12 protein-coding genes are annotated in these 12,943 nt (G+C 39.9%); 7 read left to right on the top strand and 5 right to left on the bottom strand.

What is annotated here, in order from left to right; genetic code table 11:
• Positions 1-14 precede the first annotated feature (14 nt).
• Entirely contained in the window at positions 15-422 is a 408-nt protein-coding gene (locus KJW29_RS24155) for a MarR family winged helix-turn-helix transcriptional regulator (RefSeq protein WP_214626560.1), read from the bottom strand.
• A gap of 149 nt (positions 423-571) precedes the next feature.
• On the opposite strand from KJW29_RS24155, the gene KJW29_RS24150 reads away from it, so the two are divergent.
• The 4 genes from KJW29_RS24150 (at position 572) to KJW29_RS24135 (ending at position 3,407) form a co-directional block, all read left to right on the top strand.
• Positions 572-772 (top strand): hypothetical protein, encoded by a 201-nt coding sequence (locus KJW29_RS24150; protein WP_214626559.1) that lies wholly within the window; start codon positions 572-574, stop codon positions 770-772.
• A 406-nt stretch (positions 773-1,178) separates the two neighbouring features.
• Entirely contained in the window at positions 1,179-2,495 is a 1,317-nt protein-coding gene (locus tag KJW29_RS24145) for an S-layer homology domain-containing protein (RefSeq protein ID WP_281426386.1), read from the top strand.
• Between the two features lie 213 nt (positions 2,496-2,708).
• Positions 2,709-2,813 carry a DNA cytosine methyltransferase gene (locus KJW29_RS36245; protein ID WP_246608357.1) on the top strand — a complete coding sequence of 35 codons (105 nt, stop codon included), beginning with the start codon at positions 2,709-2,711 and terminating at the stop codon, positions 2,811-2,813.
• Between the two features lie 141 nt (positions 2,814-2,954).
• Complete coding sequence (locus KJW29_RS24135) at positions 2,955-3,407, top strand: ATP-binding protein (RefSeq protein WP_214631294.1); 453 nt, start codon at positions 2,955-2,957, stop codon at positions 3,405-3,407.
• Between the two features lie 358 nt (positions 3,408-3,765).
• Here the strand turns inward: KJW29_RS24135 and KJW29_RS36240 are convergent, their stop codons facing one another.
• From KJW29_RS36240 to KJW29_RS24120, 3 genes are read right to left on the bottom strand one after another with little or no spacing between them, the layout of a single operon-like run.
• The gene (locus KJW29_RS36240) at positions 3,766-5,844 is read right to left on the bottom strand and encodes a coiled-coil domain-containing protein (protein ID WP_246608355.1); all 2,079 of its coding nucleotides are present in this window, start codon (positions 5,842-5,844) and stop codon (positions 3,766-3,768) included.
• Positions 5,845-5,848: 4 nt separating this feature from the next.
• Positions 5,849-6,502, bottom strand: a complete 654-nt coding sequence (locus KJW29_RS24125; protein ID WP_214626557.1) for a hypothetical protein — start codon at positions 6,500-6,502, stop codon at positions 5,849-5,851.
• A complete protein-coding gene (locus tag KJW29_RS24120) occupies positions 6,499-8,004 on the bottom strand; it encodes a dsDNA nuclease domain-containing protein (RefSeq protein ID WP_214626556.1) in 1,506 nt (501 codons plus the stop codon). The genes KJW29_RS24125 and KJW29_RS24120 overlap by 4 nt, the downstream gene beginning before the upstream one ends.
• A gap of 686 nt (positions 8,005-8,690) precedes the next feature.
• Here KJW29_RS24120 and KJW29_RS24115 point away from each other — a divergent pair.
• Entirely contained in the window at positions 8,691-8,876 is a 186-nt protein-coding gene (locus KJW29_RS24115; RefSeq protein WP_214626555.1) for a hypothetical protein, read from the top strand.
• Between the two features lie 65 nt (positions 8,877-8,941).
• Positions 8,942-10,066 (top strand): outer membrane protein assembly factor BamD, encoded by a 1,125-nt coding sequence (locus KJW29_RS24110; protein ID WP_214626554.1) that lies wholly within the window; start codon positions 8,942-8,944, stop codon positions 10,064-10,066.
• A 98-nt stretch (positions 10,067-10,164) separates the two neighbouring features.
• Here KJW29_RS24110 and KJW29_RS24105 read toward each other — a convergent pair whose 3' ends face one another.
• On the bottom strand, positions 10,165-11,397 hold the full coding sequence (locus KJW29_RS24105) for an IS110 family RNA-guided transposase (protein ID WP_214626553.1): 1,233 nt from the start codon (positions 11,395-11,397) through the stop codon (positions 10,165-10,167).
• A gap of 564 nt (positions 11,398-11,961) precedes the next feature.
• On the opposite strand from KJW29_RS24105, the gene KJW29_RS24100 reads away from it, so the two are divergent.
• Positions 11,962-12,939 carry an HNH endonuclease gene (locus KJW29_RS24100; RefSeq protein ID WP_214626552.1) on the top strand — a complete coding sequence of 326 codons (978 nt, stop codon included), beginning with the start codon at positions 11,962-11,964 and terminating at the stop codon, positions 12,937-12,939.
• Positions 12,940-12,943 lie beyond the last annotated feature (4 nt).

Here is a 12,943-nt window from a genome sequence, read left to right as displayed (position 1 = left end):
TCAGCAATTTTCGATTAGTGAATATCTTTTAACGAAGTTAGATCAAATTGGAGATTTTGAAGCTGCATTAGATGCACGGACGATAAAAGCGCCAAGAGCTCGATGCCTTTATCCGTTAATGCAATATGAACGCTTCGTGCATCTTCCGGATTAGGACGTCGCTTGACCAGATCGGATTTTTCACAGCGAGTTACTAAACCAACACAAGCATGGTGCGTGATCTGCAGCTTTTCGGCCACCTCGGAGATGGTTGCGTAATCACGTCCCGGATATCCTTGAATGGCAAGGATTAATTGGTGTTGTTGTGGGGTTAGACCTACCTCCCTGGCGGCATTTTCACTGAAGTGAACAAATATGCGCAGCTTATATCTAAAATCCGCCAACTGCTCATACAAGGATTTCGATAAGTTTTGCTTTGGCATTTATACATGCTCCTTTTCATATTTATATCGTATTACGATATTAATTTGAGGCCCAGCGATTCATTATTGCAGTTGATATTTAATCACATTATGCCATTGGCTATGGCGATTTGTCTTCAAAATCCTATTTAGATTGGGAGTTGAGTTTTATGAAAATAAGCGAGATTGTGAAAGCTATTTCCCTCGGATTATTTTTTGGTGTTTTCGCTATTGTTCTTTTACCATTTTTAGTCGTTTACAGTTTGGCTGAAATATATGGTTTGACTGAATATTATGAATGGGTGGGGGTGCCGCCTTTCCTATTTCCCAAATTGAAAAAGAAAGACAAAAAAAACAAGCAGACTTTATAATTTTCAAATTCCCCCACCCCCAATTCAACTATCCTGCCCGTTTAACCAATGGGCGCCAGTCTACAACTTTATTTTCCTAGTCCAATATATTATTTTCTCAGTCTAACACTTTAATTTTTTATTATAGTACTATATTTTATTTAGAAGGAAGGATAAGTTATTTTACAATCAGATATTGAAAAAGATAAAAGTTCTGACACTGCATATTAGAAATTGTCGGGAGATAAAAACCTTATCCCATTCCCGGTTTTGACAGGAACTTTAACCTATTCCCGAAGACATATCGTGGTATAGAAAACTGACATTAGAATGTGCTCCGCCTGCTTTGGCTTCATTCCCGGACCGTTATGCCCATTTGGTAAGGCACCATCATTCCCGCCATGAACAGCCAGAATAAAAGTTAACAATAACGCCAGTCGGCAACTCCCCTGAACAGTCCATAACGGTTAATGGGGTCGACGTGGAGAGCGCTGGAGCATCCGCGCCTATTCCGCTGAGCATTGGCGAAAACAAGATCAAAATCAAAGTTACCGCCGGTAACGGAGATTACAAGTTCCATACGCTTACGGTGATTCGTTCCGATTCGAGCGGAAATGGAAACAATGGCAATGGAAGCGGCGAAGGTAACTCGGGACAAATCGATCCTGTAGCTTGGACCAAAACTATAGAAGACGATACAATCATTATGTCGAGCAACAAAGATGAGAATCGTGCCGAACTTTCCATCTTGGTAGCGGAAATTGTGAAGCATAAGGGGCTGCGCGTTGAAATGCCGAATCTGACGTTAGATTTGCCAACCGACTTGATTGGTAGTCGGAGGGGTTCAGCCCAACAATGGATGAACGGCTCTTTGGAAATAAATATAAGCGAGCTTGAGGAGTTTGAAGCGCAAAAACTGTTGAATCGAGCTATGGTAAGTCAATATGCGCAACTGAAGCCGTTCGGTCCCTTATTTGAGATCGATATCAAGCTTGTGGCGAATGATGGTGCGGAAAAAACGATTAATCAGCCGGTAATCCTTCGGTTCCCGGTTGATCCATCCATTCGACCTCAAGCATCTGGGATCTATCGAATTGATATGGATGGAACTCTCGGATTTATTGGAGGGAAGCTGGAAGGCGGGCAATGGGTCGCGGAAGTGCAGCATCAAGGACAATACGGAGTATTATCGCTTCACAAGACTTTCGCTGACGTGCCGTCAGGTCATTGGGCTTCCGGCGCGATTGAACGTCTAGCGGCTATGCTTATAGTGAACGGCACGAGCAAGGAAACCCTCGATCCGGACAAATGGACGACGAGGGCTGAATTCATTGCCATGTTGATGAGGGCGTTGAAGATTGAAGCAGAGGGTGAGCTTACATTTACGGACATTCGCCCCGGCTCTTGGTACGAGGAAGCAATTGCATCGGCGGTTGGTGCTGGCATTGTAACAGGGAAGAGCGATTCGATATTCGATCCGAATGGACGAATGACTCGTGAAGAAATGGTAACCGTAATGATGCGGGCTTATAGGGTGTTGAAAGGTACCGACCTAAATGAAACGGAAGCTTCTGCATTTAACGATGAAGCCGCAGTTGCATCATGGGGTCTAAATGCCGTTAGAGCCGCGGCCTCGCTCCAGATTATACAAGGTCGCACCCCAAGCTTGTTCGCGCCGAAGGAAACCGCTACTCGTGCCGAGGCGGTTATAATGCTGACAAGGATTATGAACGAAATGGATTAATGCCATCAAACCTATGACAACAGGCAATCCCAATGGTTGGGGTTGCCTGCTTTTCAAGTTTTTTTGCTTTACGCGGAATCTCTCGGAATAGCGCAGTGTTAAGCTGGATTATCTCGATGGAAGTTCCTGGGCGGGTGATTGGGCGCTCGATATGTATAAGCAATTAGCATGGGATGAGCCTACTGTCACACGCTAGTTAACCCGTGAAAATCGATGCTCCTTCATCCGGAAGAGAATCGGATCCTGTCTATCCGTGAATGTGCGAAGCTCCAAGGACTTGATGATAAGTTCACCTTTAAGAGCGACCTTAGGCCGTAGCCGGGATCCATATTATATCAGTCGGAACCGTTAATTCAGCGCTTGTTCATATCGTCTGTATTGAAGTGCTCGATTACCTTATCATTGGTGACGATTCCTTTAGCAGCTTGAAGGAGTAAGGCCACCTTTAAGCGCCCGGGGATAGGTGCATCCGGTGCAGGTAAGACCTTTATCGGCTGTGTGCTCGGAAACGCCGCTTGTCGCAGTCTCTACGCGACCAAATACATTGTGGTTGCCCGAACTCTTAACCGATTTAGCTATTGCTCGTGTTTAGCTATTGCTCGTGGAGAAGGGACCTATAAGAAGGTCATCGCTCACTACAAGAAAGTTCGCCTTCTCATCGTGGATGAATGGCTTCTCGTTTCTTTGGCTCAGATGGAGTCGCGTTATTTGCTTGAAATCATCGAAGCTCGTCATCAGAGCGCTTCAACCATCTTTTTTTCTCAATTTGCGCCAGACGACTGGCATGACAAACTTGGAGAGCATACGATGGCAGACGCCATTCTCGACCGCATTGTGCATAATTCCTATCAGATCCTTATTGATGGCGAAGATTCTATGCGAAAGCGCAAAACACAATTAATTGAAGCTTAAATCCTTCAGTGGCTGCCCACTACGAGGGCTCTCCCCTTTAACATCATGGCTCAATTTCATTAATAACATGGCTCTCACTCTTTAACCGAGTGGCTATACCGCGCCGAAATATTCAATTAACTAGTATCGTTAAGATACTCCCAGTCCCGTTAAATGTTTGGCAGACCCAACAAAAGGCTTTACAAGCGATTAACCAACTAAAATGCTGTATTGCTGCATCCACGCTCCCGGTTAACGTAAAAAGCTACCGATTATAGCCGGCAGCTTTAGTATTGCTTTTCAACTATCGTTTCCCACTAGGATCCTATAAAACGAATATAAGAGCACCACGATACAATGAGTAAGCAATTTTCGTTGTTCACATTTCTTGTATAAGATATTCTTTACCCATGTTCAGAGTAATATCTTCTTCATCACAATCACCTTTTTCAGATGAAGCAATTATTACCTGATACTTTTTTGGGTGATTTTCTTGTAGTTCTTTAAAAAGCTTCATGAATTCGTTGAAACTAAAGAGATCTAAATTCTGCTGCCTAGGTTCATCCATGATAAGCAAAAATGGATGGTTTACATCATTCTTAAAGTCAAGTGCAGTCATTAATAAAGCTACGTAGTATGACAAAATTATACGTATCAAACCGCTGCTTGAAGTTAAATAATATAAGTTTTTCCCTTCGGTTTTTGGTAAATAATCATCTCGATCGATTTGTATATTATCGTAAATAGTTTGTATGTCTATCTTGGCTTTTTTCTTAGTTGTTTTCTCGTCTTCAATTTTGTTTTCATCAAGACCTTTCTTTAAAAAATCCAACGCCTTTAAGTTAGCTTTAAAATACTCTTCAAACTTTTTAAGTTTGTTTTCATCTTGTTCGGTATTAGATTCCAAAGCTCTAAGCGCTTTTCGTTTCTCTTTTACTTGTTCGTTTAGAACTTTTATTTCATCGATTAAAGCATCATAACGACGAATGACTTCTTTATCCTTTTCAAATTGTTTTATCTGATTAACCAATCTACCTATTTCTCGGGAATAATAACTGTATTGTTGTAGATTTTTAGGCGTGAGTTGTTCTTCATAATTGTCCAATGTTGATTTTAATTCTGCTTGCTCCAGTTCGGCTACCACCAATCGTCCTTGCGCATTCTTTTTCTCCTGTAGCTTCTTTTTCCTTAAACCTTCAAAATCCTTTCGTTCGTCCTTTAAATAGTTCATATATTGCTCATTTTCTGAAACACCAATTTTTTTCAAGGGACTTCCACATAACCCACAGTTATCCTGAAATAGTTCCAGGTCCACATCGAGTTTTAGATTTGACATACAATGTGGGCACATTTCAATTGGCAAAATTCCAATTAACTTTTTAGCTGTTCTTAATTTATCATTTTTCTCTATGTCAGATGCAATCTTATTTATGTAGTAAGTATATTCATCTATTTCAGAATCAAGTGTATTTAAATGTTCTTGATGTCTTTTATAAATCTGAGATGACCTTCTAAATTTCTCTCTAATTTCTGCAATGACGTTTTTGGAGTCATCCTCACTCTGCTCCATTTTAGAAAGCCTGTCTCTGTAGTTATCAATCAACTCATTTGTACGATTTATTTCTTGCTCGACAGATTGAATTGATTTGACAGACAATAAGCCTAAAACCTGTTCTACTTCTTCTATAGAAGACTTCTTACTTCTTAATAAATCATTTGTTTTTTCTATTTCACTCTTTAAATGAACGGATTCTGTACCAGATAGCCTTAATATCATTTCGAAAGCTGTTTTTTTAATTTCAGGAATCCCATATCGTGGATTAACAGCTTGAATATCATGCCATGCCCCTTGTTGCACTACAAAAAGGGGCATGAGATTTTGTATATAAAATATTAATCGTTCATCTTTTATCTCTTGTTCCTCATCCATTAAATCAACTTCATCGGTCGGAGCAGTTAGAGAACAAATATTCATAAAATCAAACAAAAACTCCTGATATGTCTTGTTACCCCTAATCCCTTTATCTTTTTTAATTTTATAAAAATGATGCTTAGGCGCTCTCTGAAATAAAGACTCTGGCTCATCTTTTTCTTCTAGATGTACATCTTCAAAAACAACCACAGGTTGACCCTGATTAAGTGCATCTCTCATAACTACTACTCTAAGTTCTTGTGACTTCAGTTGTAAAAAAATCTCAGCGTTTATTATAGGTTCTTTAGTGATATACATTCTTAAAATGTCTTTGTAGTTAACGATTCCTTCTTTTTTCGAACCATAAATATCTTCACCATTCAAACCGTAAATAATGCTTTCTACAAGGGTTGATTTGCCTAAAGTATTTTCCGCATAAATCATATTAAACTCGTGTATCTCATGGTTAAATAAAAAAGGTATAAATCTGCCATATTTCTGTCCATTTCTTGTAACTATCCTGATTAGTACAGCTTCAATAAACATTGGTTCATCTCCAATTGCCTAAGATCAATTCAGGGAAATTTTCAATAATGTATTTTTCCATAAAATTTTCAGTTGTATTGTCTGCAAAAATTTTACTAATAACATCCATCCTAGTTGACCATTCTTTTTCTATATCACGGATTTTTTCTGATATTTCTAGCCCCAAGCTAGTTAGGCTAATACAGAAAGCCTTCTGACCTATGGAATAATTTGAAAACTTAACTTCAATTAATTTTTTGCAAATCATATAATTAAAAATTGACTCATAGCGTGGATCCCACGGCCCGCGAATATATTTGATCATTGGGGAAAAAGCTTTTTCAGTTTCGTACGGTTGCATATGCATAATATTTAACAAATAATGCTTTCCACTCTTTTGGATTACCTTTTGTAAATAAAAAGGATAGCGGATTAAAAAATCGAAAAATGAAAATTTTCTACGTCCGTATATCGTATAATTATTAAAGAATGGCTCTTTAATAATTCCACAAGTTCTAATTAGCAAAAGAATTCGATAAGCATGAAAGTCAAAGTCGTCATCAGGTTCTACATAAACAACCTGTTCTTCAAGAGATGCAGCCTCAGGAACCATACTGTTATTAGCGAGTTTTTCAAAAAATAAGTTAATTGCATCTATTGATTCAGAGTAATCTTTCATTTAGTTGCAACCTCCTTATGCCACTTTAAATGACATTCGGCAGCCATTTGATACATTTGGGCATAAACGATTTCTTTATCTATATCCTTATTTACCCGAAGATTGAATTGTTTACCCAAGCTTACTAATTCCTCTTGAAACGAACTCCAAAAATCAATTGGATTTAAATCATTTACTCTTTTCAGCTTGATTGCGGAGGTGGTACATTCATATTTCACTTTACCTTCTAGAGTCTTTACGTTGGAATATGTATTATGTCTATTGCTAACTTTTAGTTCCTGAAGAAACAGCAAATAGCGACATCGCAGTTCAGTCGCGACCTGAACTAGGAATTTAACTTGTTCGGTTTCATCGATCTCATTTTCAACAATTTTTTTAATTTTTCTTTCAAGGTTACTTTGCTTATCGGGATCTTTATCTAGTATTTCTTGAAGTTTCTCAGGTTCAAAAGTATCCGTATCTGGTAGGTCAATGTATTCTAATGGTAGTGGAGTTTGTGACGCAGGTGCAATTCTTTCCACAGCTGTTTTTATAGCTTCAATTCCCATTGAAACGTCTTCAAAACCCGAATCTAACCTATTCATAATGTCTTGAAATTGTTCAAGTATACTTTGATCTACCTTAGATTTAATTTCAGTTTCAGTTTCAGCTAGTATCCCCCTCATTAATGAGCAGTCTAAACAACGGGCTTCGGGTGTCACTTCTTTTGACTTGAATACTATTTCAGAAACCAAACGACCAAAAATCATGTTTGGAGGGTACGTTAACCCTAGACCTGTTATGTAACTAAGGGCTTCTGACTTTAAAACCTCTACTGACTTTTCGGCATCAATATCATCAAAGTGCCAATTAATTCTTGTTACAAAGTCACTTAACACTTCGGTATCTGCTATGCTACTTAATACATCATTAGCTTTTTGTTTAAGATCTTCGATTTCATTGTTATATGCAGCCTTTTGATCTTTTATTTTTTTTGTTATTCTTTTCGCGTTTGTTTCGAGCTTATAGATTTTCTTTGATAACCCAGTAATCAAACCATCTCTAGTCTCAATAATTGCTTCATTCAAAATATCGCGAATTTCTACAATACATTTCCCCAATAGACTGGTATTTTGACTGAGAGTGCTTTGTGCTTTAGTCCATTCGTCCAAGAGATAATCTCTTGAAGAAACACGTGAATTCGTTTCGAATGAAAAATAGCCATCATATTCTGGATACATACGATAAAGAATAAAAAAATTATATAGCGACTTTTTTATATCACTGTGACCAAGGTTAAACACCGTTGAGTAGCATTTCATTTGCGTGAATCTTACAGTGTTTTTTTCTTCATTGAGTAATTTTGTATCATCTTCATATTCACAAAAAATACGTTCATACGTGGAGTTATTACTGTAAATCTTTAGCCACTGAATTAACGTTTTCAAATATTGATACACAAATCCTCTATTGGTACCATAAGCATCTGTTTCGGTCTTAAAAACAATAAGATCGTGACCCATTTTGCCCTCCAATAATAATTTCAAATCTGCATAAAATTATATCAAACCTTGGGAAAGATTAACACAAAATTCTTATGAAATGTCATCGTCATTGATTTTTATCCCAGCGTTGGAGATTATGGCTGGGGCAAAAAAGCGACCTCTTCCTCCTAAACAAATAAGCAAGAGCCGCCTTTATCAAAGAGTGGCTCTTCCTCTTAGGCAGGAAAGCCAACTCTCTGTGGCCGGAAATAGCTTTTATCAGCAGTTGCTTAACCATTGGAAAAAGATTTTTCATCCTTGTGTGGGCAGATGAAAGTAGAGAATATTACCAACAATTACGCTCTGGTCTAAATCATACCATTAAGGACTCCTAATTATTGTCATTTTGGCACCTCAAGATAAACAAAACAATATAATATCTACACCAATACTAGTCTAATAAAATACCGGGCCGTGTGATCGAAACTTTGAACTGACGTTATTTCCAAACATGCCGTTTAATTATGCTATGTCTGATTTCGGCCGGCTCGAAACCTATCTTATTGACCTCATGGATAAGGAAAGAAAAACCGTGGACGAACTAAGGTTCACATGAGTCATTAAGGTTAAATAGACGGATTCGTTAGTACTGCACTAAACTGCCCGTTAATGAAGCATTTTCAGTCTAGAACTTTATTTTCTTCTGACAATCACAGCAGTTGTCTTTGTTTGATGAAGCAGAAACTGAAGCTGCTCCTTCCGCACCTGAAGGACTTCAACGTGGTTTCCAGTTACCAGCGCAAGAAAATGAAAGGCGGCAGAGTGGAACTCCCAAAGCCCGTGGTAAAAATCTGAGCTTTGCTCTTTTTTATTTCAATATATGTTCTTATTCAATGCTTAAATTTGGATGATTATGGTATGATCAAGAATAAGATAGATGATGGTAATTCAAGAATGATGAAGGGATGCGAATATCATGCGCCTTAAAATGTTGTACTTTATCGTTGCAATAGTGATGCTGATTGGTTGCTCCAATGATAATGATATGTATGATAGCATGATGAAATCAGGTATTGAAGCAATGAGCGATGGCGAATACGATAAAGCGATTATCTTTTTTGAAGAATCACTGAATTCAAGACCTGATGATAAAGCAGCTCTAGAAAAAATTGATGCGACTAATAAGTTGATCGAGAATGAAAAATCTAAATCGGTCAATATGGATAGTGGCGAGGTTCGGGTAACTCAATCCCCTTCGCCAATGGCGAGTCCAACAATTGCACCAATCGATTTAAATACTATATACGAGAAGTCAGATGGTTTTTACGTCGAGGGGTTCAAGTTAGGCATGACGCTTGATGAAGTTGTAGGACTTATTGGAGAAGGCGAACGCAGAGAAAATATAACATCAGATACAACAGGGAAAAAGCTCCCACTTTCATATGAGTGGGAGATTAGTGGTAGGTTTCTGACAATGTTTTTTGATGAGAATGACAGAAGTGTGAGTATTGTGGTAAGCAATTATGACCCTCAGACGATTGCTAAAAGTTTTGCTAATATAACAGACATGGTTCAGGGCTCAAATGATGGTTATTTCAGAAAGAACAAATTCGGTACTCTATTGACCATGAATGTAGGTGAAGATTCATCATATAATTTTGTAAACTTATCGACTATCGAGTTCTATTCTGAGTATTATGCTGTTGAAGATGCGGATATCGGTGAGAGTGACGGTAGCACAATGGAAAGAGATATGAATTTTTCTACTGAATATGATATTGAAATTATATCGAGCGAAATATCCATTCTTGGCTATACCGTCAATCTAAAGATCAAGAATAATACTGACAAATTACAGTCTCTTTATGTTCGTAATTTTGTACTCATAAAAGTCGGAGAGCAATCTGTTAGAATTAATGAATTCACTCAAGGATTCATTGGTTCAATGGGGTATTACGAATTAAATTCGGCAGAACTTCTACCAGGTGATGTCGGACAAGTTAATCTAGTATTTACAACAGATCGTGATGGATATGAATTAGGGTATATCGATGGTAATGATGTGATAAAGTTATCGACGTTGCCTAAAAAAGTAAAGTAGTGCTTATATTAAGTTGTAACTCAACTTTTATACGAAAATAGCCCCCTCAAAAAAACGCAAAAAGACACTCTCCGCTTAAACAAGAATGTCAAAATTTTTTAAGAGGCTTCGGCGGATTCTACTTTTACATTGAATCCCTGGGCCTCGATTTTTTTTATCCAGTATTCCACAGATAGTGTTGAAGAGGTTAGATAGTCCCAGCCTTTTTCACGGTAGGCTACTCTTTCCTTGAGCATTCGGTAGATGATTCTTAGAATAAGATGTGCTGTCGCTATGGTTGCCTTCCTCTGCCCTCGTCGTTTCTGTATTCGGTAAAAGAAAGATGCCAGTCGCGTGCCCTTGGATTTACTTGCTGCCCAGGCTGCTTGGCAAAGTACAGCTTTCAGACTTTTGTTTCCTTTAGCAATTCGCGAGCTTTTCTTTTTTCCAGCACTTTCGTTATTGCCTGGACTTAACCCGGCCCAAGCTGCTAGTTGTGGATCGCCTCCAAAACAAGTCATATCGTTCCCGATCTCAGCTAAGATGACCGCCGCCGCATCCTTCTGAATACCAGGAATCGTGATCAACAGCTCCATTGATGGCAAGTAAGGCTTAAGAAACTGATCAATTTCCGATTCCACTTTCTCCAATTGCCTCTCGATGTAGGACAAGTGGTCAATGTGCATTCCCAGCATCATACGATGATGTTTGTTCATTCGTCCATCTAACGCCTCAAGTAGCTCAGGGACTTTGCGTTTTAGGGAAGTCTTTACCTTTTCTCGGACCTCATCAGCATCCAAAACTTCTCCATTAATGATGGATTCTAAAAGTGCACGACCGGATACGCCAAATATATCGCTAATATACGTCGTGAGCTTCACATTTGCATCCTGTAAAATCTTATGCACTCGATTTTTCTCAGCTGTTGCATGGCCAAGTAATTTTCGGCGATAGCGCGTCAGGTCCCGAAGATTCCGTATATCCACGGGAGGTACAAAGCTAGGAGAAATGAGTCCTGAGCGAAGGAGTTGAGCAATCCAGAAAGCGTCGGCAACGTCCGTCTTACGCCCAGGCACATTCTTAATCCTTCTGGCATTTGCAAGTATGAGTGTGAACGCGCCCTCCAAAATGTTCCAGACCGGCTTCCAATACACTCCTGTGCTTTCCATGGCGATATGCGTACATTCCCATTCATTCAACCAATCATTAAGCGCAAGTAATCCCCTTGTGGTTGTAGAAAAGGTACGGATTTCTTGCTTTGGCTTGCGCTCTAATTCACCGTAAAGAACACAAGCAACAACGGTCTCCTGATGAACATCCAGTCCTGCACAGCGTTCTAAAATCGCCTCCATCCCCATCACCTCATCCGTAGGATTTATGCAGGCCATGTATCCTCATAGAAAAAGATTTTTTATACACGTGCTCTTGGCACAATCGGCGGTGCTCGTGGGATACAGTCGGCCGGTTTGAGACCCAGAGTGTGGCCTACCAATAAAGTAACGGCCTGTGACCTGCAGTTCCAGTATGGAACAAATAGTGTCACAGGCCAAGTTCATTTTCATTAATGGTGGTGGCCGTAAGGCCATGGTAGTTTGAGACAGCCCCTTCGGCTTCACAAGTAACTGGATCGCGAATAATTGGATATTCCAGCGTTAATGTGCTTTTTTTTCTTCTCTCAACATGTTAATTAAGCTTGGACGGCTATGTCATCATTTATATTTCTTTAGATATTTTGAATTAATTATGGGAATGTGAATAATTCACTCCTTTAGGAGGGATTTGATGTCTCATGTCGAAAATAAGGAATATAGTCCTGTTAAATACTGAACAAAAGATCCACTAGTGGTTAAATATATGATTATAAATCTCCTGTAAAATACCTAATCAATAACAAATCCATGGATAGGAGAATAGCCATGTCTCTGAATAAGGCCGGCAAGATATTTGGAGAGTCTGCAGGGGAAGTCTTAGGCGGTTCTATTCAAAATATCGGGAATCTCGCAAAAAATGAAACGCTAAGGGAACTCGGCCAAAGGATTAAACAGTCGACCGCGTATACTTTCGAATCGGTTGGAAATCTGGCTGATGGTGCGCTGATTATCGGAGCCGGCCTGGTTGACCGCGATGAAGAGAAGCTTGCCTCCGGGAAGGTAACGATTAGAAATCAAATCGAAGAAACGATTTCAAATACCGAGCATGGCGTGCGACAGCTGATCAAGGATGGAATAGAGGTCGAACGGGGGATTGCATCAAACGACCGGACCAAGGTAAGGCGTGGAGTTTCCAACCTTCTTAAACTTACCGTAGCCGGTACGATCGGAGTCGGTCTATTCGAAATTTTGGATGGTTCGGATGCAGCGAATTCAGCGGCGCCGGAAAGCGGCCCTGTCGACCCTATTCATGCCCTTCCCCTCGATTCAGAAACCGTCATGCCTACGGATGTCCTTGAACCAGCGGCAGAAGACATCCACCACTTGGATACGATTAACGACCACCTGGTGGGAATCGAGCACCCTGAATCGGGAGTGCCTTACGAATCAGTCGTCGTCACGATGCCGAGCGGGGACATCATTGAAGGCGTCTTTCCGGATTTTCCGTACGTATATGCAGGTGAATTGCCCCCTGACATGTACATGGAATCCGATGCAGAGCAATTCGCCTATATGAATCATCAACTTGCAGCTTCCGTTCAAAACGAGCCGGAGCTTGCCGGTGAATTCAACGAAGTCCATCTGGCTCAAATATTGCGCGGGGAAACGCCGGATGGCTATGTATGGCATCATACCGAAGTGCCTGGTCAGATGGAGCTCGTCGATGAGCAGTTGCATATGCAGTCCGGACATGACGGCGGCCGTTCCTTATGGGGCGGTGGATCCGATTTTAGACAGGGATAGAGGA

The sequence above is a fragment of the Paenibacillus agaridevorans genome (genome assembly GCF_018604145.1).
Lineage (GTDB): Bacteria > Bacillota > Bacilli > Paenibacillales > Paenibacillaceae > Pristimantibacillus > Pristimantibacillus agaridevorans.
Note: the sequence above shows the minus strand (reverse complement) of the source record. Positions and strands in the feature narration are given on the sequence as shown.